Annotated in this window: 32 protein-coding genes; 10 read left to right on the plus strand and 22 right to left on the minus strand. The window is 36.6% G+C overall.

Going from position 1 to position 22,934, the window contains the following annotated elements; translation table 11 throughout:
• The first annotated feature begins 8 nt into the window (after window positions 1-8).
• Window positions 9-1,568: a phage head morphogenesis protein gene (locus I3217_RS13975; protein WP_435050392.1), complete on the plus strand. Its 1,560-nt coding sequence runs from the start codon at window positions 9-11 to the stop codon at window positions 1,566-1,568.
• Here the strand turns inward: I3217_RS13975 and I3217_RS13980 are convergent.
• A complete protein-coding gene (locus I3217_RS13980; protein ID WP_435050393.1) occupies window positions 1,545-1,784 on the minus strand; it encodes a hypothetical protein in 240 nt (79 codons plus the stop codon). The two genes, I3217_RS13975 and I3217_RS13980, sit on opposite strands and share 24 nt — an antisense overlap.
• A 26-nt stretch (window positions 1,785-1,810) precedes the next feature.
• Between I3217_RS13980 and I3217_RS13985 the strand changes: the two genes are divergently transcribed.
• Complete coding sequence (locus I3217_RS13985; RefSeq protein ID WP_435050394.1) at window positions 1,811-2,359, plus strand: hypothetical protein; 549 nt, start codon at window positions 1,811-1,813, stop codon at window positions 2,357-2,359.
• Window positions 2,359-2,811, plus strand: a complete 453-nt coding sequence (locus I3217_RS13990) for a hypothetical protein (RefSeq protein ID WP_435050395.1) — start codon at window positions 2,359-2,361, stop codon at window positions 2,809-2,811. The genes I3217_RS13985 and I3217_RS13990 overlap by 1 nt, the downstream gene beginning before the upstream one ends.
• Before the next feature lie 54 nt (window positions 2,812-2,865).
• Here the strand turns inward: I3217_RS13990 and I3217_RS13995 are convergent, their stop codons facing one another.
• The 4 genes from I3217_RS13995 to I3217_RS14010 form a co-directional block, all read right to left on the minus strand.
• On the minus strand, window positions 2,866-3,111 hold the full coding sequence (locus I3217_RS13995) for a hypothetical protein (RefSeq protein WP_435050396.1): 246 nt from the start codon (window positions 3,109-3,111) through the stop codon (window positions 2,866-2,868).
• Between the two features lie 186 nt (window positions 3,112-3,297).
• Entirely contained in the window at window positions 3,298-3,609 is a 312-nt protein-coding gene (locus I3217_RS14000) for a hypothetical protein (RefSeq protein ID WP_435050397.1), read from the minus strand.
• A 12-nt stretch (window positions 3,610-3,621) separates the two neighbouring features.
• Complete coding sequence (locus I3217_RS14005) at window positions 3,622-4,167, minus strand: hypothetical protein (protein WP_435050398.1); 546 nt, start codon at window positions 4,165-4,167, stop codon at window positions 3,622-3,624.
• 3 nt (window positions 4,168-4,170) lie between these two features.
• Window positions 4,171-4,878, minus strand: a complete 708-nt coding sequence (locus tag I3217_RS14010) for a hypothetical protein (protein ID WP_435050399.1) — start codon at window positions 4,876-4,878, stop codon at window positions 4,171-4,173.
• Window positions 4,879-5,088: 210 nt separating this feature from the next.
• Here I3217_RS14010 and I3217_RS14015 point away from each other — a divergent pair, with 210 nt between their 5' ends.
• The 3 genes from I3217_RS14015 to I3217_RS14025 all read left to right on the plus strand — a co-directional run bounded on the left by I3217_RS14015 (window position 5,089) and on the right by I3217_RS14025 (window position 6,884).
• Window positions 5,089-5,328 (plus strand): hypothetical protein, encoded by a 240-nt coding sequence (locus tag I3217_RS14015; protein ID WP_435050400.1) that lies wholly within the window; start codon window positions 5,089-5,091, stop codon window positions 5,326-5,328.
• 247 nt (window positions 5,329-5,575) lie between these two features.
• Window positions 5,576-6,448: a hypothetical protein gene (locus tag I3217_RS14020; protein WP_435050401.1), complete on the plus strand. Its 873-nt coding sequence runs from the start codon at window positions 5,576-5,578 to the stop codon at window positions 6,446-6,448.
• A gap of 217 nt (window positions 6,449-6,665) precedes the next feature.
• The gene (locus I3217_RS14025; protein ID WP_435050402.1) at window positions 6,666-6,884 is read left to right on the plus strand and encodes a hypothetical protein; all 219 of its coding nucleotides are present in this window, start codon (window positions 6,666-6,668) and stop codon (window positions 6,882-6,884) included.
• Window positions 6,885-7,182: 298 nt separating this feature from the next.
• On the opposite strand, the gene I3217_RS14030 is transcribed toward I3217_RS14025, so the two are convergent.
• The 15 genes from I3217_RS14030 to I3217_RS14100 all read right to left on the minus strand — a co-directional run bounded on the left by I3217_RS14030 (window position 7,183) and on the right by I3217_RS14100 (window position 15,204).
• Window positions 7,183-7,389, minus strand: a complete 207-nt coding sequence (locus I3217_RS14030) for a hypothetical protein (protein ID WP_435050403.1) — start codon at window positions 7,387-7,389, stop codon at window positions 7,183-7,185.
• 107 nt (window positions 7,390-7,496) lie between these two features.
• A complete protein-coding gene (locus tag I3217_RS14035) occupies window positions 7,497-7,790 on the minus strand; it encodes a hypothetical protein (RefSeq protein ID WP_435050404.1) in 294 nt (97 codons plus the stop codon).
• Window positions 7,791-7,839: 49 nt separating this feature from the next.
• Window positions 7,840-8,406, minus strand: a complete 567-nt coding sequence (locus I3217_RS14040; protein WP_435050405.1) for a hypothetical protein — start codon at window positions 8,404-8,406, stop codon at window positions 7,840-7,842.
• Window positions 8,345-8,884, minus strand: a complete 540-nt coding sequence (locus tag I3217_RS14045; protein ID WP_435050406.1) for a hypothetical protein — start codon at window positions 8,882-8,884, stop codon at window positions 8,345-8,347. The genes I3217_RS14040 and I3217_RS14045 overlap by 62 nt, the downstream gene beginning before the upstream one ends.
• A 14-nt stretch (window positions 8,885-8,898) precedes the next feature.
• Complete coding sequence (locus tag I3217_RS14050) at window positions 8,899-9,021, minus strand: hypothetical protein (protein WP_435050407.1); 123 nt, start codon at window positions 9,019-9,021, stop codon at window positions 8,899-8,901.
• A 15-nt stretch (window positions 9,022-9,036) separates the two neighbouring features.
• Window positions 9,037-9,318 (minus strand): hypothetical protein, encoded by a 282-nt coding sequence (locus I3217_RS14055; protein ID WP_435050408.1) that lies wholly within the window; start codon window positions 9,316-9,318, stop codon window positions 9,037-9,039.
• 69 nt (window positions 9,319-9,387) lie between these two features.
• Complete coding sequence (locus tag I3217_RS14060) at window positions 9,388-9,540, minus strand: hypothetical protein (protein WP_435050409.1); 153 nt, start codon at window positions 9,538-9,540, stop codon at window positions 9,388-9,390.
• A 6-nt stretch (window positions 9,541-9,546) separates the two neighbouring features.
• A complete protein-coding gene (locus tag I3217_RS14065) occupies window positions 9,547-10,215 on the minus strand; it encodes a hypothetical protein (RefSeq protein WP_435050410.1) in 669 nt (222 codons plus the stop codon).
• A 1-nt stretch (window position 10,216) separates the two neighbouring features.
• The gene (locus I3217_RS14070; RefSeq protein ID WP_435050411.1) at window positions 10,217-10,357 is read right to left on the minus strand and encodes a hypothetical protein; all 141 of its coding nucleotides are present in this window, start codon (window positions 10,355-10,357) and stop codon (window positions 10,217-10,219) included.
• Window positions 10,347-10,661: a hypothetical protein gene (locus I3217_RS14075; RefSeq protein ID WP_435050412.1), complete on the minus strand. Its 315-nt coding sequence runs from the start codon at window positions 10,659-10,661 to the stop codon at window positions 10,347-10,349. Before I3217_RS14075 ends, I3217_RS14070 begins: the two co-directional genes overlap by 11 nt.
• Window positions 10,662-10,681: 20 nt before the next feature.
• The gene (locus I3217_RS14080; RefSeq protein WP_435050413.1) at window positions 10,682-11,353 is read right to left on the minus strand and encodes an AAA family ATPase; all 672 of its coding nucleotides are present in this window, start codon (window positions 11,351-11,353) and stop codon (window positions 10,682-10,684) included.
• Window positions 11,354-11,374: 21 nt separating this feature from the next.
• Complete coding sequence (locus I3217_RS14085) at window positions 11,375-12,328, minus strand: AAA family ATPase (protein ID WP_435050414.1); 954 nt, start codon at window positions 12,326-12,328, stop codon at window positions 11,375-11,377.
• 7 nt (window positions 12,329-12,335) lie between these two features.
• Window positions 12,336-12,539 (minus strand): hypothetical protein, encoded by a 204-nt coding sequence (locus I3217_RS14090; protein WP_435050415.1) that lies wholly within the window; start codon window positions 12,537-12,539, stop codon window positions 12,336-12,338.
• A gap of 5 nt (window positions 12,540-12,544) precedes the next feature.
• Window positions 12,545-14,656 carry a hypothetical protein gene (locus I3217_RS14095; RefSeq protein ID WP_435050416.1) on the minus strand — a complete coding sequence of 704 codons (2,112 nt, stop codon included), beginning with the start codon at window positions 14,654-14,656 and terminating at the stop codon, window positions 12,545-12,547.
• Between the two features lie 5 nt (window positions 14,657-14,661).
• Entirely contained in the window at window positions 14,662-15,204 is a 543-nt protein-coding gene (locus I3217_RS14100) for a hypothetical protein (RefSeq protein WP_435050417.1), read from the minus strand.
• A gap of 97 nt (window positions 15,205-15,301) precedes the next feature.
• On the opposite strand from I3217_RS14100, the gene I3217_RS14105 reads away from it, so the two are divergent.
• The 4 genes from I3217_RS14105 to I3217_RS14120 all read left to right on the plus strand — a co-directional run bounded on the left by I3217_RS14105 (window position 15,302) and on the right by I3217_RS14120 (window position 19,375).
• On the plus strand, window positions 15,302-16,093 hold the full coding sequence (locus tag I3217_RS14105; protein ID WP_435050418.1) for a LexA family transcriptional regulator: 792 nt from the start codon (window positions 15,302-15,304) through the stop codon (window positions 16,091-16,093).
• Window positions 16,094-16,691: 598 nt separating this feature from the next.
• Window positions 16,692-17,138 (plus strand): DUF4870 domain-containing protein, encoded by a 447-nt coding sequence (locus tag I3217_RS14110; RefSeq protein ID WP_435050419.1) that lies wholly within the window; start codon window positions 16,692-16,694, stop codon window positions 17,136-17,138.
• Between the two features lie 127 nt (window positions 17,139-17,265).
• Window positions 17,266-17,610 (plus strand): PadR family transcriptional regulator, encoded by a 345-nt coding sequence (locus I3217_RS14115; protein WP_435050420.1) that lies wholly within the window; start codon window positions 17,266-17,268, stop codon window positions 17,608-17,610.
• The gene (locus tag I3217_RS14120) at window positions 17,603-19,375 is read left to right on the plus strand and encodes a PspC domain-containing protein (protein WP_435050421.1); all 1,773 of its coding nucleotides are present in this window, start codon (window positions 17,603-17,605) and stop codon (window positions 19,373-19,375) included. Before I3217_RS14115 ends, I3217_RS14120 begins: the two co-directional genes overlap by 8 nt.
• Window positions 19,376-19,539: 164 nt before the next feature.
• Here I3217_RS14120 and I3217_RS14125 read toward each other — a convergent pair whose 3' ends face one another.
• Window positions 19,540-21,696: a prolyl oligopeptidase family serine peptidase gene (locus I3217_RS14125; protein ID WP_435050422.1), complete on the minus strand. Its 2,157-nt coding sequence runs from the start codon at window positions 21,694-21,696 to the stop codon at window positions 19,540-19,542.
• 127 nt (window positions 21,697-21,823) lie between these two features.
• Window positions 21,824-22,786 carry a thioredoxin-disulfide reductase gene (gene trxB, locus I3217_RS14130; RefSeq protein ID WP_435050423.1) on the minus strand — a complete coding sequence of 321 codons (963 nt, stop codon included), beginning with the start codon at window positions 22,784-22,786 and terminating at the stop codon, window positions 21,824-21,826.
• Window positions 22,787-22,934: the final 148 nt, after the last annotated feature.

Here is a 22,934-nt window from a genome sequence, read left to right on the forward strand (position 1 = left end):
TTGGGGCATTGCATCATAGATTAGATTTTCTGTACGATTGCCAGTGCGATACTTGTAAGCATGAGGCCGAAGTTTTAAACCTTGCTGCAGCCCCTTTTAAAAGACTTTTAAAAAGCGTTGAAAAGGCATATAAAGCCCTGCATAAAAAGGGCAGTTATCACCCAGACGATTTAAACACCGTTGAAGCTTACCAGGATCTTATTTTTGAAACAAACGGCGTACTCTCCAGAGCGTTTAAAGACAACGACATTTCTGCAGTTATGCTTAACCATCTGGAAAATGATGTATTTGTGTTTTCGGGGCTAAAAACCCATGCGCAACTGTTTGAAGCCTCCAGACTATTACTAACCGATGATAAAACCGTAAAAAGCTTTGCGGCCTTTAGTAAAGATGTAGCTGCAATAAAAAGTAATTACAACGAAAACTATCTGGAGGCTGAGTATGATTTTGCGGTTGGTTCTGTGCAAATGGCAGAGCGTTGGGAAGGGTTTAGTAAAGGCGATCGGTATGTGTTGCAGTATCGCACTGCAGCCGATGATAAAGTAAGAGCTACGCACCAGGTACTTCACAACATCACCTTACCAAAAGACGATCCGTTTTGGGATAAATATTTCCCGCCGAATGGTTGGCGGTGTCGTTGTACCACAGTTCAAGTCTTAAAAGCCTTAGCTGAGATATTCGACTCTGAAGAGGCTATAAAACGCGGGGAAAAAGCCACAACGCAAATTGGTAAAAACGGTAAAAACAAACTGGAGATTTTCAGGTTTAATGCAGGAAAACAAAAAATAGTATTCCCGCCAAAGCACCCATATAACAAAGTGGCTGGAGCTAAAAAAGCAAAAGCTGCAGTAGAACAATTAAATGTAAAGGAGCTAAAGACTACACAGGATGTAAGCGATCATTTTGAAGCCTTTTCTAAAGCACACCCGCATTACTTTGCCAAAGGCTTTAAGCATGTAAAAACAACCACTAAAAGAGGGGTTAACGGGTACACCTATATGGAAGGCGATGTGTATTTAACCAAGCCTATTCTAGACCGGGTTAGACAAGGTATAAACCATATTAAAAAGGGATTAAAAACCACCTTAGAGCAGGAAACAGCCTTATCTACCATGCACCACGAAATACTGCATAACAGTAACAAAGTAGGTAATGTTAGAATGACCAAACTTCAGGTAAGGTACATGGAACTGGCTAACGAGTTTATTAGTAGAAAACGCCTTCCGGACTTTTTAAAAAATCTAGGAGGAAACCTCGAAAATAAGGACCTAATGAATAATCGTAGTAATACTGGTTACAATACCATGGTTAGAAATTACGATGCTTTAATTGATTTTGTAAAGGGGGATAGAACACAAATTATTAATGCAGTTGAAAAGCACTTAATTAATGAGAACTACCAGATACAGGCCGAAGGATTAATAAATGCGATTGCAGACAATACGCCTTATAAGCTTAATAAAAACAATGTGAGGTCTTTAATTTCGTACGGATTAAGAAGCTCGGAAGAACATTATAAAACCTACTTAAATGCTAATAAAGAATTACTCAAAACCAAAGGCAGATAACTCTCCTTTGTATGCCTTCTGGATGGCGCTTTTAAGTTTAGTGTTTTCTGTTAGATCTGCGAAGTCTAGAAGATCTTTAATGCGGGTTTCGATACTGGCCATCTGGATGTATTCGGCTTTAGAAAATTCAATACCAAACTCATCACGAATGATTGAAACATCATCCGTAAGATCAAAAATAGTCGTGGTTCTTAAATCGCGTTGTAATACGTCCATAATCACAAATATACAAATTTTAAAACATGTTTAAGGATTTTGTAAATAATCTCACCGAGGACGTTCGTATACAGCTTTCTCAGGAGTTTGACCGCAACTTTGAGCGCAAGGGTTTCTTTAATAAAAAGTGGCCAGAAACCAAGCTTAAAAACTCGCGTGGTTCCTTAATGCTTCGTACCGGTCGCGGTCGGCGTAGTATTAAGAGTAAAGCTGCAAACGGGCAAATACACTGGAGTAGCAATTTACCCTATATGGGCATACATAACGAAGGCGGTGAAATAATGGTGACCGCTAAAATGAAACGCTTTTTCTGGGCCATGTATTACAAAGCCTCCGGGGGCGTATTATACAATGTAAAACGCAAAGCCCCTGCCCTAACCAAACGCAACGAAAAACTAAGCGATGAAGCCGCCAAGTGGAAAGCTCTGGCTTTAAAAAAAGTAGGCAGCACCATGACAATGCAACAACGCCAGTTTATTGGCTGGCATCCGCAAGTCGATGTGCATATACGCAAGGTTATAGATGTAAACCTGCAGGAACTAAACCAAAAGATAAACCAAAAACTTAAACCGTAATGGATACCGTAATTAAAAGCATACAAGATAAAATAACCAGTTTGCCAGAGGTTAAATATGTAGATGAGGATTGGGGACAATTAGACTATTACAGTCCAAACTTCCCGGTGCAATGGCCTTGTGTTTTAATAGATATTACAAACGCTCAATTTGAAAACATTGGTAAGGACCGCAGCGCAACCCCGGTTAACCGACAGACTGCAGATACTATTGTTAGCCTAACGATTGCGAATATGAAACTAACCAACAGTAGCGGACGTGCGCCACAACTGCAAAAAGACACCGCTTTTAATATCTGGGCGCTTCAGCAAAAAATACATGAAATTTTACAGGGTTGGAAACCTACAGAAAGCACCGGAGCATTAACCAGACGGGGCTTTACACGGGTAAAGCGCGACGATGGTGTCCAGGAATATACGGTAGTATACAGTTTAGGAATGACGAATGTATAACACCACTCACCCACGTTCAAGCATGACGTGTTGTTTAACAAACTATGAGAGGTGTTAAAACATACGCATCTGGCTATCTTCTATAGCCTGAATATCTTTAAGCTGTTTAACTACCGGAGTGCCTAATATTTCGTAAAGGGTTGTTCTGGAAATAGCAAAACGCGGATAAATGTAATTGCGCCAAATTACGGTTGTAGGAATGTCGGGGTTCTTAACCTCGTTGTAATAGTCAAGAACTTTCTGGTAACGTAGTAATTTGTTTTTCTGGATGCCGAGCTGTTGGGACTGACGCTTTGTCATATAACAAACATAACCAAAATATTAACATGAGGCAATAAAAAAAGGCTCTTAAAGAGCCTCTTAATGAATACACATTCTTGATGTTACTCGCGAACTTCGTCAAACAAATTTAACTAATTTATTACCAATAAAAAAACCACTCTGGATTTGAGTGGTTTTTTTCGCTGGTTATTCTTTAGGAAGTTCCTACACTATCTCTTTTAATTTTTCAATGAATTTAGGCACCTCAATTTTAAAATACCTTGGATTTGATAATTCACTCCATACAACAGACCTATCTAATCCTTTAGAGTCTACCCCTAAATATGAAATATAAGCTTCGCGATAAGTTTTAATCCACATTATAGCCAAATTCATACAACTTTGCACCTCTTGTGCTGCTTCAGCTTTACTTTTTTTATTACTAGCTTTTCTTAATTTGAGATCAGCCATTTGAAAGTCACTATATGTTCTTTCCAATTTATCTAGCAAATCCAACCAATCTTCATCTCTCATCATAGCGCTTAACCTTTACAAATTAAAAATTCGCCAAACCCCTCCTACCTTATCCAATCTTACATTTAAGTCTAAATTTCTGTTTTGAACTACCCTATACTTAAAACTGTCTTTTATTAGCTCTGGTGTAGCTGATGGTAAGAACTCTCTATTCCATGTTGGATATAAATCCAAAAACTTACCAACCACTTCCCGAAACACTAAACGTTGTTTTCCTTTTATTTCTAGATCCTTGTCTGCTCCATCGTAATACACATTAAAAATTACTCGCATACACTTATCGCAGCCCATTTGTTTTTGATCTAAAATCTCTTCTGGAGTAAGTTCAGAAGGAATGTAATAATAAACACTATTATTATCTATGGTTTTAACCGTAAGAAAGTCGTAATCTGTAGCTGCAGCTGAAGCAATACCATCCGCAAAAGCCCTTGCTGTAAGAGAGTCTAACTTGTTTACTTTATTTGAGACTTCCTTATACTTTAAGTCTGATAATTCGTAACCGTTTTGCGCAGAAATAAATAAACTGCTTAAAAATGCTATTGAGTAAAGTAGTTTTTTCATAAATTAAAATTTTATAACCTTGAGTTTTGAATCTTCATAAAACAAAGATATTGTTCTGTTTTCAATATCTACATTTGTCTTTATGGTGTATTCTTTATCAATTTTTTTAATCAGTTTTTTCCTTGATATATCTACAATATTAAATTGATAACTTCTACAAGTATCAAACACCGCAACTGTGCCGTTCTCATCAATTAAACAGGTATCTCCTATGTTTTGTCTTAAATCTTGTGCGAAAATCTCAGAACCACTTAAATCAAACACTCTAAAACTACTTTGTTCCTTTTCACAAGACATCCAATCATTACAGATCACAATTCCATTGTTAGAAACATTACATATATGTGGCCTATTTAATTTATTTACATAAAGCACTGTCTTTGTTTTTGTTTCTACCAAAGCTACGCTACCTTCCTTATTTTCATTATAACCGTCTATAAAAACGACACAATACGCTCCATTTTCCGAAAAGACTTTTACCCCATAAAAACCGATCACTTCTTGTTCACGAAAGTTAACCCGTTCACTCTTGTAAAAAAGCTGCCCATCTTCTCTAATAAAATCTATTTTTCGACTTCCCTCCCATATATTAAATTTTGGTTGAGAAACATCACTCAAATTTTCAGGTTGCAAATTCCTTCTCCTATTTTTAAGGGAGACTGATATCATAAAAACAAACAACACACCACTAATAACAAACAATATATTCATTAACAAAGTTTTATTAAAAATAACAAAGCCCACTATAAAATAGCAGGCTTTGTTAACATTTTAGTTGTAAGAAGTTTTTTTGATGGTGAACGACAGTTTTAACAGGGTTTTTATCAAGATTTAAAAAAGTGGATTTTGGTGGTTTTTGGTGTCCTTTTATGTAATACCCCTTTGTTTTACATTTAAAAATAACTTTAAAATTATTTTATCATGATCTACATTATTTTTATTCAAACAGACACAGAAAAAGAGCTATTTAGACGCCACCGTAACGCAGTCCCTAGATCTAAGGAATTTATAATTCATGAAGATTTACAATATATTGTGGATTTCGTATTTCATGGCCCTGGCAAAATGATAAGAGTACTTATAAGCCCTACTGAAACCTCATTTTTTAAAGAACAGCCCGCTAAAAATGACCCGCTTTCATATCCTCTTATTAGCATCTAAAACAACTTGAAATTTGGTTTTAAAGTGTATTATATTTTAGCAGAGAGGAAATACATTTAAACTAAGCATGGTAACGACAATAGGGGCGTTACCATGCTTTTAATAAATATATTTAATCATACCTACCTTTAATCGTTTAAAGTGAACATTTCATTGCTTATGCTGTAAATTATTAAGTCTATAAAAATTAGATTCATTAAATTGTCAGAATTATTAACATAAAACTAAACTAATTAACCTCTAATAAATGGAAAACAAATTAATAAATTTTCACATCTTCAGATACCACCTTCTACCTTTAAGTAAAAAAAACAAACAGTTTGAGATGTTTGAAAATTCAGACTTGTCATTTGAGGAAATTAAAGAACGAAAAAACGAATTCTTTAGAAACATCTTAGACGAACTAACAAGTATTGAAAACAAGCATCACCCTTTAAAGCTTGAACATAATGAAGACGATAAATACATCTTCAAAATGGCTAATAAAAAAACTACCAGAATTACCCAGAACTTTAAAAACCAAATAATAGCTAACGAGCCTTTTTGTTATATTGTTTTTGACAACGATCCGACCGTTCAAAAAATTGCAATAAGTGACAACCCCGAAGCTTTTTCATCTCCAATTGTAGTTAAAAACAACTTAAGAAGAATTTTCAGAAAAGGACTTGAAAAATATGGCTTAAATATTGAAATAGAACAACTATTTGATAAAAAAGGATTCTGGGAGTATGTTAAAGAACATAAAAAAGAAATCACTTATATCAATTTTCAGTTCATAAAGCCTAATTTAGCAAACATATCTAGAAGTCTTCCCGAAGCCTTTAAAGATTTTGCTAATGACACAAATAGCCATGATAGTCATATAATTATTAAGGCTCCTGAAAAAGGAACATTAGATAATATTAACAAAGATAATAAGGATATATCTGGTTTGGTTGATTACACTTCGAATGGAGCCGGTAGTATTAAACTAAAAGTAAAGGGTGTTAGAACACAATTAAACACCAAGGAAAACCCCAAAATAATTAAAATGGCGGAAATTGAAGAAGCTGAAATTGAAGGCTCTCCAGAAGAAGTAATTAAATTTTATAAAACATTGATGCAATTTGAAATTGATTAAGCACATATCTTTTTTTTTAGTAATTGGATTTCTAATTTGCACTTTAGGGAATATACTGGAATCCAAATCTCTATTCAAATACCTAGAAGATAACATTATAGGATTACTATTAACTCTACTTGCTATTAACACTGCCACTCTTGGTTTAATAGCATCTAAAATTCAAGACTTTCTAATACACTATCCAACATTTAATTTTACAAAAGTGCTTAAAGAGATGAAAACATCACTATTTGAGCAAATTATTCTGATTATCATTAGTGTTGTTACATTATTATTAAAAAACAGCTTAGTATTAGACTTCAAACTGAAAAATGATATTGGAGAAGTAATCTTAGTCACTGTACTAGCCTATTCCATAGATATCTTATGGGATACGGGAAAGGCTGTATTTATTATAATTGAGGAAATTCAAAATATGAACAAAAAAAAATAGGCCAGTAAATACTAGCCTATTTTTTTCTATGACAATAAACGCAGCATAAGTTTCCTGAACTTTTTTGCGTCCTCTATGGAATAATTTTCTAATCTACTAAGTGCACTCTTCAGATTAGGAAGGCTTGACTTTATACTAGCCGAAACCCCTTTAAAATCAGTCCTAGTTTGTATATCATATTCATCATTATTTTCATTATAATCTAAGGTTAACAATACTTGTTCGTCATTCTCTAATTCAATTAATTTTGCAAATTTTGTCATCTTTTAAATAGTGTTTAAAGTTTTTTTAAATTGGGTTACCGGTTCGTAATATCTGTTTCCTTATAGGTTTTTGGATAGTATGGCAAATAGGTTCTGGCTTCGGCTTCGGTGTTAAACACACAAGGCAGATCGTTATCGATACTATCGGCACGACACCAAAACACCCATAGCCATCTTAAATAAAAAATGTACTCGGTTTTCCCGGTTGCGTAATCGCGCTTTACTAGTCTTACTTTTTTCATTTTAAAGGTTTTGTGAAATGATTGCTAGCAATACTAGCATGATGATTATAAATGGTAGCGGGTTTGGTTCTGGGGTACCTCGCAAGTACGGATCGTCTAACCATTCGCTATTGTGCATGGTATTCCTTTTTTAAGTGGTGTATTGTAAAATGACAAAAGTCTACGCCTGTTAAAAGCCAGTCGTTCTTATCGATTTGCATCCATTTTGCCGCGATAGCCTTACTTCTTGGATTTTCGATGTTTAAAAACACAATGTTTGCTATAACATTGGTTTTAAATTCAGATAAGGCTTTGTTGTCCTGTATTAAAATCCTATCGATACCTTTTAAGTAGTGTTGTACAGCTTCCTGAAGCTTGTTTTTAGCTACCAATTGATGGCCGTTGTAAGTTGTGTATTTCATAGTATTAGTGTTTAAGGTTATATTTTGATTTATTAGCTATTCGGGTTATTTACTTATAATACCTCCTGGTGTTACTCCTTCCTTTTACAATCTCCTCGTTACTGCGTTCTATATGACGTATGGTGTTTTTAACCCGCTTATCCAGGTCTGCACTAAAATTGCCGTTTTTGTGGGTTTCGCTCTGGTTAATAGACTGGCTAATTACAGCCCGTTCCCTACGCTGTACATAATCTTTAACATGCTTTAAAATGCGTGCCGGGGTTAGGTTAATTATATCGGCTTCTTTAATCTCGTAGCAAATGGCCAGTATATCTTCCAGCTTTAACTGGCGATAGTCGTAGTTTGCCAAAAGCTCTTCGGCTATAACCTGGGCTTGGGGTTGTGGGAGTACTTTAGCAAAATACATACTGGTACCAATAAACATATTGCATACACAGCGTTTTACTAAGGTTTCTCCATTGGCGCGCTTGCTTAATATGCCTAGCGAATTGGTATTGGCATTTACTGCCCTAGTAAGGTTCATACCGGCGTAGTGTTTTACTACGGCGGTGTTGCTATAGTTGGACACTGCTGTTAGTTCCAGAAGCGAAGGTGTTATTTTGTTGCTTAATTGCATGGATAATGATGTTTAGTTTGGAGTTGATATACTTTAAGTCGGTGTTATTCTGATGAAATTCGGGGAGGGTGTTCCACTTAGAGAGGATAAGCTGCCAGAGATCCAGAGCTGCCGTATCGTTACCTCCGTTTAATTTCTGCAGGTAGCCTATAACCTGTTTTAAGGCTTTACCGTCTGCTCCGGTAAACTTGGGTTCTAACTGGGCGTATTCACTGTAAAAGTGCTGCCATTCGTCCAGAAACATGGTGTAAAGGCTTTTCTCTTGTGTAATTATGCTGTAGTTTACTTTATTCTGGTATGTCTTATTAAAGTTTCCAAAATCGTCCTCGTGTCGTGGTACAATGCGCCCGATCTGGCGCAGCATAGCATTATCCAGTTTCCCGCGCAGGTGTTCCAGTTTTCTAAACTTCTTATCGCGGTAGGTTACTTTTAAATGCGTGTTGGTTTCTATAATTTCTATGTTGTAGTGATGCGTCATAACAAATTTGTGTACTAATGTCTTGGAGTGGTATAGCGGTCTAAAACTGATGCTTTACTGTAAAGCCTTAGTAAGACAAAAACAATTACAGCCAGAACCAGGAATATAGCCGCTATGGTTAGAATTAAATTTAACATGCGTTTAAATGGGTTTTAAAAGGATTTGGAAACCATGTTTTCCAGAGCGGAAATCACTTTACTTGCTTCAATAGGCGTCATATCCTGCAATGGCTTTTTAACAGGAGATTGCCCGGTTTTAAATGTGCCGCGAAGCCATTTATCCAGAGCACCAAGATCGGCCACACGTCTGCCTGTTTTAGGATGCGCTTTTACCCAGCCGTACTGGATGCAAAGACTTAAAATGTATTTATGCTGGCTATTGTCTTTATCGTAAAAAGACCACAGCGTTCTTTTGGTTTGTTTTGTTACTGTCATGCTGTTTAAAATAGCGCGGTGCTTTGGTAGATTGGGTATGTGCTATTAATCTAGCACCGCGCGTTGTAATTAGGGTTTTACTAATACTAGAGTTTTACGGTCTATACGCTTATAAGTTGCGCCTTCTTTAAGTGCTTTAGCCTCCATATCTTTAACTTTGGCAAGGGCTTTTATGGCTTTTTCTCGCAGGAAAGCCGGGTTGTTTTCAATCTCCTGATGCATGTTTAATTACACCGAAAACCGGAAGCTTAATTTTTTACTTACACCATCTACATCTATAAACTTCCAGCCACTTACGTACATGCTGTTTTGGGTGCGGATTTGAGCATTGAAAATGATGTCCAGACCATCGTCGAAACGCTCATCGTTAAACTCATCTTTAAGTTTACTTAGTTCGATAATCTTAGCAGGGTTAAGCATCCCTGTTTTAGCATTTGGCTTCAAAAAAGTATCTACCGCCTTGGCTAGTTTAAGCGTGTTCTGGTCGTTATTACCATCGGATAAGGATTTAATAAACTCTTTGATTTTGGCAACGCCTGCCGCCTCGGTGCCGTCGAACTTAATAGTAACATTGTGGCCTATGGTGATGCTGGCAGAACCGTCTGGTAAGGTTGATGTGTGACTGTCCTGCGGATCGTTACCGTAAACCTGTTCTTTTAACCCCTTTATCGGCTCAAAATCTTTAAACAGCGTTTCAATTAAAATGGCTGTAATGTCGTTGTGGTGTATAAGCTTATCGATGTTACGAGTAACAAACTCGCTCGATAATTCTTTAAACGCTTTACGATCATTTTTTACTTTTTCTTTTTCGGCTTTAGCTTCGTTAGCTAATTGTTTCATAAGCGCCTCTTTGTCGGCTGCTGATAATTTTGTGATGTCTAATGTTGAAGTACTCATTTTAATATTCAGATGAAAGGGTTAATTGTTCTACTAATTTGCTGCGTTCGTTATACTTTGTGGTGTAATGCGGGTGGTCTCGATTATTATCCAACCAGAAATTAAGGGCATCGATCTTGTTTTCGATTTGTTTAGGCGTCATGGGCTAGTTTTATAAGTGGTTTAGAGAATAGCTGGTAAATACCGTCGACACTCTGGTTGTAGAAGCTTCGTGCCGTTTCTGGATCCAGTTGGAACTGATAGTCTTTAACCTGATCTACAAAGTCCTTTTCGAGTTCCGAAAGTTGTTTGTACCACCAGTTAAAAAGCGGTGTACAGGTAAGCACCTTTTGCAAGGATTTGCGGTTTTTAGCCTTGGTGCAGCACCAGTTAAAATACAGGTCTAAAACCAATTTGTAATACTGGTCTGCGTTAAGCTGTAAGCTTGTTAATACTTGTTTTTTCATGGTTTTGTTGATTAAAATTGTTATGATGCGCCACGAAGCTTATCGTAGCCTTCCTGATAAATAATGTACTGTCCGCCGTTTGGCCCTATTGTTCTCCCCTGGCAAACTGCCAGATACCCGGAAACAAAAATTTTCATTTTGGCATTGTACCGGATGGACTTTTCAAACTCGGTTCTTGGGTTTTTACCTTCCGCCTGCCCTACTATAATTAGAATGATATTCTTTTTAGTGATTTGCTTTTTCAAAGCCAGATACTCCTCCCAATTTGTGGTGATGTCTTTAATAGAATCTATAATAACCACTTTAGGCGGGTTGCGTTTTTTTAGGTAAGCCATAAGCTCACTATACGAATAGCTCTGGGTATGAAAATTATCCTCGACCTCGTTCATACTAAACAGTTCTGTTCTGTCTATATACTCGGCGTCGTCTGGTTCTTCCTCGCATAAATTATACAATACCTTCATGTTTAATAAAGCCAGTGCTTTTGCGAGTTGCATTAAAAAGCTGCTTTTTCCACTCCCGGAGTTACCCCAAACAAACCATATACCGCGGTCCTGTGGTCTGCCAAGGGCTTCCCTGAAAACACCGTCCCACTGGAGGCGGTTAACTTTTTGGTTTTGAATGTTTGCAACTGTAAGGACTTTTTTAAGGGATGGGGCAGCTAGCGTGTTGCTAGATTTTAATTGTGTCAATGCTATTAATCAATCTAAAGGTTACACAAACATGTTTACTCGCTTAATGTTTAGCACGCGCTCTACAAGTGGAAGAGACAACGGAACCGATAACCTATCAGCCTCGCGCATACATGGCACCAATACATCGTGAAGCTCGCCGTAGTTATCGCACTCTTCCTGCAGAAACTTTCTAAGTTGGCGATCTTCAACCTCATTTAAAAAGAGTTTAAATGTTCTGTCTATTGAAGGTAAATGGCGAATACCAAACTTAATACGGCGGTATAATTGCGGAATGCCCTTTGCATCCTTTTTGCGCAGCTTATCTATTTGTCCGGTTAACTGGCTGGTACCAATAAGCACGATACTACAATACTTGTCTAAGTAATCGTAAAACTCTTTAATGGAACACAGAGCAGATACTTTTAAATACTCGCTTTCGTCGAATATTAACTGTGGCTTTTTACCATAGTTGTATAGCATTTTAAGACTTAAAGCGATATCGCGAATCTTAGAGCTTTTATGTTTGGCAGGCGGTACTTTTAACACGGCACACACTTTTTCTAACAGGCCGTTAAGTGTGTCCTCGCTCCCTACTTTTACATGAAACACATCTGCCGGGTGCTTTTTTGCATACAGGCTAATGGCGTGAGATTTACCAGAACCGGTTTCCCCAACAATAAGGCGTGTGTAAGCGTGTTCGCGAGCCTCTTCCAAAACGGCAATCATTTGGGTAAGCTGCGGTGTTGCACGGTTAACCCAATACTGTTTTTCTGTAGTATAGTCTAACAACTCTGCAAGCTTCATAAAATGCTTATTTGGAATATCGCCTACATTGCCTTTTCCGGCATCGTAAGTAAACACACCTTTTAAAATACTTGTTATATACTCTTTACGAACACCTGTGCGGTCGCTTACAATAGTTTGACTAATAGCATGCAGGTTTATATACTCCTGTAGCTTGTGGGCTATATCTTGTTTTTGTTCTTGATTCATGGGTTAGTTATATGCAGGTTTCTAATTCTTTAATGGCTTCGTTTAGGGTTTCGGCTGTATTGGCTATTTGTGCTGTTTTCGCCTCGAAGGCCTTACCCTTTTCGCTCTGGTACCAGGCGTCTGTTCTTTTAAGGGCTGCTGCATCTCGTTTTTCTGTTTTTCTAATAAGTTCTTCACGTACTTTAATGAGTTTTTCTAATTGGGGTTTCATTTCGTTTAATCGAGGTAATCGTTAATATTTACTTTATCCTGGTAGTACTCCAGTTGTTCGTCCAGAAAGGACTTGTTTTGTTTTCGGGTTTCTTTTTTCTCTTGTTTTAAAGCCAGTTTCTGTGCTTTTTCCTTCGTGTTTAAACGAGCTGCAGACTTATGGTTTTTGTGTTGCCCCATGCTGTCTGACAGTAAGTGTTTAGCAAGGGTGTCGTTTAGTTCTGGGCGGGTTAAAAGCGGTTCTATTAGTCTGGAGTTCTCGGCGCGCTCTTCAACAATCATATTAACTACAGACTTATTGAATTGACGTACTCTGTTAAGTTCCTGCTCGTCGCCTTCTTTTCTATTGGCTAATGCCATAGGCTGCACATACTTTTGCTCCAGCATAAAGCGCTCTTTGCCATCTGCAGACACAGCCAATACTTTAGACAGATCGTTTACATCGTACTGGATGGACCAGTCCTTATCTGCATGGTGACGGAAATTGATATCGAAACTATCGTAGGCATATTTTTCACCGTGAATAGTAAGTATTAAACCGTCTCCTTTTAATTTATTGGTAAAACCTGTATTGTTACCAAAGGTTAACAGGTAACTCTCGTCTGTCATAATGGTTTTGTGCTCCGGCTGCGTGCTTAACCAGTTTTCTCCAAACTGTTTTCCTTTTTTGGAACGTTCTGCATTAATAATGGATTCTATTTGTTTTATACACCCAAGCTGATCGGGAAACTGCTTTTTAATCTTGTTTAAATACTCGCTATTTGGTTGGTTTTTTGAACCACTGTTTACGTTATGCCCAGACCAGTTATTTAAGAGTTTACAGTACTTTTTATTGATTTGATTGAAATACGGCTCAATAACTTTAGCTTTGGCATTACCTACAGATGCCGGAGATATATTGCGGGTAATCTCTTTATAAGTAGACTTTAAAGTTTTAAAGGCGTAGTTATCCATCTGCAACTCGAAAGGCATATAGAAGTCTCCAAACATCTCGCGTGCATGCTGCATGGCATTTTGTAAGGCTTCCTTAATAAGTTCCGGTGTCTCGTGAGTACCAATAGCAAAACCTATTGGATAATTATTAAAGGTGTCCAGAACCACGACCACCGTTAAGCGGTTGTGATAAGTTGTTACGCTATGCCCCTTTTCGTTTATTGTGGTTTTCTGGTACAGTAATTCTGCATCCCACCCGTCTAAAGTCCAATATAACATTGGCGTATCTGGACGATCTCGTTTTACTTGCATCAGCACATTATTCTTAAGCGACTTTACACCATTACGACCGGCATGCGATACTACTTTCTTACTGTTTTTACGGTTAGAAACCGTCATGGCTGTAATGGTTTTCCAGTCCATTTTTTCGGCAACGGTGTTGTAAATCGTACTTATTAACTCATTATCCAGATTAGTATGCTTTGAGATCAACTCATCTAAAAGAGCCATCTGGTCTTTTTCAGCTACCTTCTTAGCATTACTGTTTTGAAGTTTACCGGAGATAAGCGTTTTGTATGCGTTTTGTTTAGATTGCTCTAAAGCCTTGGCATAAGTTGTTGCTTTACGACGTAAACCGTCTTTACTCGCTGGCAAAGTGTGAGCCACTTCGCGAAAAGCGTTTACATCGTTACTTAGCGATTGCCAGATATCTAATTTGGTATACCCTAAAGCTTTGGCATAATCCTTACGGTTGTTTTTCATCTCGATAACTGTATTTAATACCGATGCATTATAGGTGTACTCTTCTACTAACTTTAAATCGAGTTTCTTCTCGTTATTGTCGCCGTAACGGTGAGCTACATAAAAATCGAAGGCATTTCTATCTGTTTGATAATGCTTAGAAAACCAAGACTTTTTAACCTCCTCTTTGGGATTTCCAAAATTGGTAGTAATGGCATCCTTCCAGTCTCTGGACAACGAAGAAAACAAGATTAAAGCACCACCGCCCCAGGATCCATTACGCAATTGGGTTTCTGTACAGTTATTACTGTCCATGCGATGCTTTAAAGCTCTGTATGTTATAAGCCCTAGAGTGTCCGGATGCGGTTTCTTATCGGTAGTAAGAAACTTGATCTTTACACCAAGCCTATTATCGTATGTTACAAATGGGGTTTCCTGGTTCATACCGCTTAGTTTTTCTTACTAAGGATTTGTAGAATAGCTTCGGCTCTGTGAGCAAATGGGTGGTTGTAGAATTGCTCTACATTATATTCTTTAATAATTTCTAATACATTAGGTAAATACCCTAAGGAGCAGTCTGTAATAAGATACTTCACCTTGTCTGCCTTTAAAATGTCTTTAATAAACAGGAAGGCTTCAGCATCCATGTCCTCTAAAGAATCGTAAACCGTATGATGATTTTTTTGATTAGTGATAAGCACTACCAACAATCTCCCAGACTTAGCTACAATAAGATCTAATACGGCGAAACCTTCCGGTAATCCGTTAATGGTTCTTACTAATTGTTTCGACTTGAAAGATTCAATAAGAGCTTCTCTGTTTTCTACAATCTCCTTCATTCCTGTAACAGCATCTTCCTTTTCTCTATTATATCTCATACGAGCTGCGTTACTATCAATTCCGCCTAACATCTTACCTAACACGATGTAATCCCCTTTTACTATCTTGCTATTTAATTGAGCTTTAACAGCAAGTATCTCTTGACGTTTCATACCTTTGTTTTTGTGTGGTTATTAGAACAAAGATATAAACAACTTGTGTACAAAAACAATAAAAAAGAAAACATTTTGTGTATTTAATTTTTAAGACATGGATAAAACATTGATAATTAATAAAATAATTGAACACTATAATTTTAAATCTGATGCTGATTTTGCCAGATTTTTGGGAATAAGGCCTCAAACATTATCAAATTGGAAGTCCAGAAACACCTATGATGCAGAGTTACTATACACAAAATGTGTAAACATAAATCCAGAATGGTTACTTACTGGAGAGGGGGAGCTTCTGAAAACGGAGGAAAATAGCTTAAACGAGCAGACAGTACCGTATACAAATAGTAATATGCCTAAGCTTATTACTGTGGACTCGCAGGGTGAAGAGAATATTGTACTGGTCCCTGTATCTGCCAGAGCCGGTTATTTAAAAGGTTACGGAGACCCATCCTTTATTGGTTCGTTGCCCACATATAGACTACCTAGATTAAGTAACGGTACTTTCAGAATGTTTGAAGTGAAAGGACAAAGTATGATCCCTACCCTGCACGATAGATCTATTGTTGTTGGGGAATGGGTTGAAAACTGGAACGATATTAAGGATAACCAGGTTTACATAGTAGTAACTGATGAAGGTGTAGTAGTAAAGCGTGTACTAAACCGCCTGGAGAAATACGGCAACCTTTACCTAAAAAGTGATAACAGATCTGAATACCCTTCTTATACTGTTACTCAAAATGAAATAAAGGAAGTCTGGAAGGTAAACCTAGCCATGATTTTCGAGCTTTTGGACCCGTCTACAATCTTCGATAGAGTAAATGATCTGGAGGCTGAAATCCTCAATATTAAAGGGGCTATTCAACAAAACACACCTAAAAAATCATAACAATCTGATTGTCAATATAAATACATTTTTACAGTATGCAATACGGGGGTAACTAACTTTAGATTACCCCTTTTTTTATGTATAAAATTTACATTTGCGGGGTTCGTAGTCTTTAATTTTTGCACTACTTATTACACCCTACATTACACCCTATACTTCACCCTATGCCTGTTTTAGGCAAAAATCAAAAGAACCAAAAACCAGTCTTATGAGGGACATAAAAGACCATAAAAAAACCCTCAACCCTCTTATTTTTCAAGGGATTGAGGGATATAGTCACAAAAAAATTTAAATCAGGGTTAAATACTATTTAAAAAGACGGTAAAAAGACGGCAAATACCAGTATGTGTGCAAATCGTAAAACACGGGTAAAATGCCAAAAAAGCCCCGAAACACCTTATTTCACAAGGCTTTCAAGCGTTTTTAGACTAAAATGTTTTTTGGGCAAAACGTTTTTTGGGGGGTATTTTTCATAAAATTATTGAAAATATTCCACAATACAATTTGTTAATATTTTGTTAATTTACACTACTATGTTTTGCATAATACCTTCTTTTGGATATATATTTGTATAAGAAACTATTATACACTTTTAATCATGCTGGATAATCACCAAAAAAATATAGCCACTTTTATTCATCTTTCTACCTTTTCAAGATTCATTATTCCTTTAGGAAATTTTATTGCTCCACTGGTATTATGGATTGCCAATAAAGATAAATCTCAATTTATAGATAGACACGGTAAGGAAATTCTAAACTTTCAAATTAGCATTTTACTTTACACTATAGTATTGGGCATAATAACTATACCTTTTTTTATTTTCAATATATTAAGCGGAATTGATTTTATAGACATAAATCTATTTAACAACATTCAAATAAATATTGGTAAACCCTCTCCTCTTTTATATTTAGGAGGCGCCTTGGGCGGATTGGCTGTTATTGCCTTTATTGTAGAATTAGCGTTAATTGTACGTGCCAGTTTAAAAGCCAAAGAAGGTGAAGATTACCACTACCCCTTTACAATACATTTCATCAAATAACACAATCATCAAATCAATCAAAAAATGAACAGTTTAAAATTAAAACGTATTAAAACATGATTCGAGTATTTTTAAATCCAATGAGTTACACCAAGTGTCTGGCGCAGACCTTTAAATACGATAACAGATGAAAATAGAAAACACAAAAGCCCAAATGCGTAAAGGTGTTTTAGAATATTGCATCTTATCCATTTTAAAAGATGAAGATGCCTATGTGGCAGAAATTCTAGACACTTTAAAAGACGCAAAAATGCTGGTAGTAGAAGGTACGATTTACCCTTTACTTACCCGCCTTAAGAATGCCGGTCTCCTTAATTACCGCTGGGAAGAATCCACTTCGGGTCCTCCAAGAAAATATTACGGATTAACCGAAACAGGAAAATTATTTTTAAGCGAATTAAACACTACCTGGAGCGAATTACAACACGCAGTAAACCTAGTAACACGTCAAAAAAACAACAGCAATGAATAAAACAGTCAACATAAATTTAGCAGGTATATTCTTTCACATCGACGAAGATGCATACCAAAAATTGCAACGCTATCTTGAGGCTATTAAACGTTCATTTACAGACTCTCAAGGACGATCTGAAATTATTTCGGATATCGAAGCCAGAATTGCCGAACTTTTCAGCGAACGCATTACGCACGACAGACAAGTTATTAGTTCTAAAGAGGTAGACGAGGTTATTTCTATCATGGGACAACCTGAAGATTATCTTGTAGACGACGAAATTTTTGAAGACGAACCTGTATATAAATCGACTGGAAAATCGTCTAAAAAATTATACAGAGATACTAGTAATTCTTACATAGGTGGTGTTGCTGCGGGCCTTGGCCATTATTTAGGAATAGATGCCATTTGGGTACGTTTAATCTGGATTCTTTTAACCCTTGGGTCTGGCGGGACTTTCATCCTTATTTACATCTTATTCTGGATTTTGGTTCCCGAAGCCCTGACCACAGCCGAAAAGCTTACTATGACAGGAGAGCCGGTGAATATAAGCAACATTGAAAAAAAAATTAAAAAAGGGTTTGAAGACGTATCAGACACCGTAAAAAATGTAGATTACGAAAAGTATGGTAACAAAGTAAAATCCACTTCCAAATCGTTCTTTGACACTATAGGAGAAATCATCATGTTTTTCCTAAAATTGTTTGCCAAATTCATAGGTGTTATTCTTATAATTTTTGGAGCAGTATCTATTTTCGCTTTGGTTGTTAGCTTATTATCTTTTGGTAGTTCTTCTTTTTTTAATCCCTGGTGGATGAACTATCCTAATGCTTTTACAACTACGGGACTGCCTATCTGGCTGGCCTCTCTCCTGGTATTCTTTAGTGTAGGTATTCCATGTTTCTTTATTTTGTATTTAGGCTTAAAAATTCTGATTAACAATTTAAAATCTATAGGCCGGGTTGCTAAATTCACTTTATTAGGATTGTGGTTAATTTCCCTTATCGGATTAATAACCGCGGGAATAAAACAGGCCGCAGAATTCTCTACAGAATCTGTTGTTACGAAAAAGGAAAACCTAATATTCGATAGCTCTGATACTTTACAAATTAAAATGATTACCAAATCAAAGTTTAATCGCAATATACACCGCGGAGGCGATTTTAGAATAGTATATAACGACAACAATGAAAAAGTAATCTTTTCTAAAGATATCAGGTTAACTGTGCGGTCTACAAAAGACAGTATTGCTTCCATACAGATAGAAAAAGAATCTAAAGGCCAGAATTTTCTTGAAGCTCAGGAGCGTGCCGAAGCCATTGTTTACAATTACAGTTTAAGCAATAACGAACTTTTATTAGACTGCTATTTATTAACCGATTTCCAAAATAAATTTAGAGATCAGGAAGTTGAAATTATATTATATCTGCCAGAAGGCACTTATGTTCACTTTAATAAAAACACGAGATCGTTCTTAAATTATTACAATTCGTCAGACAATATTGTATCATCCAGTGAAGCTGGAAATACCATACAAATTTTAAACGATGCCTTTAATTGTGTGAATTGCCCTGAAGAATTTGAACTAGAAGATGATGACGATGGTTATATAGATTTAAACATAAATGACGAAAACGGCTCTGTAAAAATTAATAGTAATGGTGTAAAAATTAAAAGTGACGAAGTCGATATTCAAATCGGAAATCACGGAATGCGAGCTGACAGCTCAGACATAAATGTAAATATAGACGAAGATGGTATAAGTATTCAGTCCAAAGATTAACATCAATTTCATCAATCAAAAATCAATCAACACTATGGAAACTTTAGTCAAATTTATTGCTGCATTAATTATAGATATTCTATGTTAACAAAACGCAATCACTAACACAAACCAATTACTAATTAAAAAGCCGAAGCAATTGTATTTGCTTCGGCTTTTTTTATTTAATCTTTTAAAGGTTCTTTCATTGCAAAATCCGGATGCCCCGACTGCCAGTAAAAGAATGAAAATATATTAGAAAAATCGTTTAAGCGCTGCGTTAGTGTAGTACGTCCTCCATGACCGCCTTCAAAATTAGTGTAAAACAAAATTGGTGAATCTCCGGCATGATCATGCTGCATCTTGGCCGCAAATTTGGCAGGCTGCCAGGCAATTACCCTAGGGTCATTCATTCCGGCTGTTATTAACATAGCAGGATAATCTGTACCGTCTTTTAAATGTAAATACGAGTCCATTTCCAGTAAGCCTTTAAATTCTTCTGGGTCCTTAACAGTTCCGAACTCAGGTGTATTTACGGGACCATTTGGTGTTTCTTCCATACGTACGGGATTCATACATCCCACCATTGGCGCTGCCGCTGCAAATAAATCCGGCCGTTCTGTTACCGCTCTGCCAACAAAAATGCCTCCAGCGCTTCCTCCAAAAATTGAAAGCTTATCCGCTGAAGTATACCCCTCATGTATTAGGTATTCTGCCGTGGCAATACCATCTTTCCATGTGTTTGGTTTGTTTAATTTTTGACCCGCTTTATGCCAGGCATCTCCAAGCTCTCCTCCTCCACGAACATGCGGCACCACCAGAATACCATCGTACAGCGTATAAGCCAGAGTTATGGGACTAAAAAATGGCTCGGTAGATATGCCATAAGAGCCATAACTGTAAATGACCGCCGGATTTGTTCCATCCAGTTTTAAATCCTTTTTATGCACAATAGAAACCGGTACCATAACACCATCATGCGATTTTATCATAACTTCCTTAGCAACCAAATCTTCAAGTTCCGGATATTCTACAGGAGTAGACATTGGCTGATACGTAAAGGTATCGGATTTCGCGGTATACAAATAGCGCTTATCCGGAGAAGTCCAACCGGATATGTTAATCCAGATTTCCCCGAATTCGGGACCTCTGGATCCAATATCGGCACGCCCTGCTGTAAAAGGCAAATTCAATTGTTTGGCAGTTGTAGTCCCCTTTTCTAAAAAATAAACATTAGCCTCAACGCCGTTTTTAACCGTAGCGTAATATAAACCGTCTTTGGTTAATTCAAAACCTGTAATGATTTCATCCGGCGATTCCTTGATTACAAGTTTTGCTTTGGAAAACTGAGGAGAACTTAAAGACGATTTAACTATTTTATAGTTCGGCGCATCATTGTAGGTTAAGTAATATACCTCTCCGTCCTTTATTTTCATATTTACTACATTATCATTTCGCGATATTATAGGGTCCCAGTCCTTTTGTGAGTTTTCTATAAAAATTCTCCCATTTTTATCTACAGATTCCACCATCAAAAACTTTTTCTGAGCCTCTTTGGAATACATGATATAAGGATACTCTGAAGCCATCATTCCTAACGGAGCAAAATTCGCTTTAGAAAAATACGCTTTGTCCTCAGACTGCTTAGTCCCTACGCTATGAATATAATTTGATAAATACAATTGTCGATTTACATCCTTTAGATCGGCGGAATTAAGTTTTATATAGCAAAATTCATTTCCTGAAGGTAACCAGGAAACCGCTTCCGCCAGTTCCAGAACTTCCCCATATTGTTCTCCGTTGGCTTTAAAAATTAAAACATCCGGATTCTCCGATCCATTGGCGGCAACACTTACAGCTATTTTATCCCCTTTTATATTTGGAGTTATAGAAGAAATAACATAGGTCTGTCCTTCAGTTTTATTGTATTGAGTGGGGTCGAAGAACAAGACTTCCTTTCCCGCGTAGCCTTTGCGTTTATACATTTTACTTATTTCTTCGCCAGGAATCCGTTTTAAATAATAATACGTATTGTCGTCTGCAATTTCTAAGTACGAAATTGAAACAGATCGTCGCTCCAGCAGTTCTTTCATTTTGTTAAACAAATCCTGTTTCCCAGAAATATTATTTAAAACCGCTTCGGAGTAATTCGTATTGGCTTTCATCCAGGTAATAACCTTATCATCATTTAAATCTTCTAAGTACTGATAGGGATCATTTAAGGTAACATCAAAATAGGTGTTGGTAACATTTTTTTGAGGAAGGAGTTCCGGTTTAACCGTTTGCTGAGCTGCAACAATTGTGGCAACCAAAAAAAGCATAGCACAAATCATTTTTTTCATAATGCATCAATTTATGAGTTAGTAATATGCTATTAACCAATACAATTTCTCAAGGAAAGCTCAAGATACAAAAAAACCGAAACAAATGCTTCGGTTTCAATGTTTTAGAATAAATATTTTAAAAAGCTTAGGCTTCTACCTCTACTTCTTTAGCTGCTAAATAACGTTCTGCATCAAGCGCTGCCATACAACCTGTACCTGCCGCTGTAATAGCTTGTCTGTACACATGATCTGCTGCATCACCAGACACAAATACACCTTCTATATTCGTTTTAGAAGTTCCTGGCTGATTGATAATGTATCCCGTTTCATCCAGTTCTAAAAAGTCCTTAAAGACGTCTGTATTTGGTTTATGTCCGATAGCTACAAAAAATCCTGTTGCAGGAATTTCTGAAACTTCATTACTTATATTATTCTTCACCTTTATACTGGTAACTACTTGTCCGTCACCAATAACTTCTTCTGTCTCGGTATTGAATAAAATTTCAATGTTTTCAGTTTTCTTTACACGATCAGCCATAATTTTAGACGCTCTAAATTCATCTCGTCTTACTAACATGGTTACTTTTTTACAAAGTTTAGACAGGTAATGTGCTTCTTCGCATGCAGAATCTCCTGCTCCAACGATAACGACTTCCTGATTTCTGTAGAAGAATCCATCGCAAACCGCGCAAGCAGAAACACCGCCACCTAATTGTAAATATTTTTGTTCAGAAGGTAATCCTAAATATTTTGCTGATGCACCTGTTGAAATTATTACTGTATCACAGTTGATTTCCTGTGTTTCGTTAATCCATACTTTATGTACATCTCCTGAAAAGTCTACTTTTGTAACCCAACCATCACGAATATCTGCTCCAAAACGTTTCGCCTGTTCCTGTAATTGAATCATCATTTCAGGTCCTGTAATTCCTTCTGGATAACCCGGGAAATTCTCAACTTCATTAGTTGTTGTTAATTGCCCACCTGGTTGCATTCCCTGATATAATACCGGAAACATATTGGCACGAGCTGCGTAAATTGCAGCAGTATATCCTGCTGGACCAGATCCTATAATTAAGCACTTTACTTTTTCAATTGTATCAGACATAACTTTATATTAATTTAAATCTCTGCAAAAGTAGAATTTTTAGGCTAATCCTTACAGTTTAATTTATTAAAAGTTATTATCATTATATAAAATTAAATGATATAATATCTAAATTAAGAATTCAATAAAAATAGTTTTTGACTAATTG

This window comes from Formosa sp. S-31, assembly GCF_051172795.1.
GTDB lineage: Bacteria > Bacteroidota > Bacteroidia > Flavobacteriales > Flavobacteriaceae > Formosa.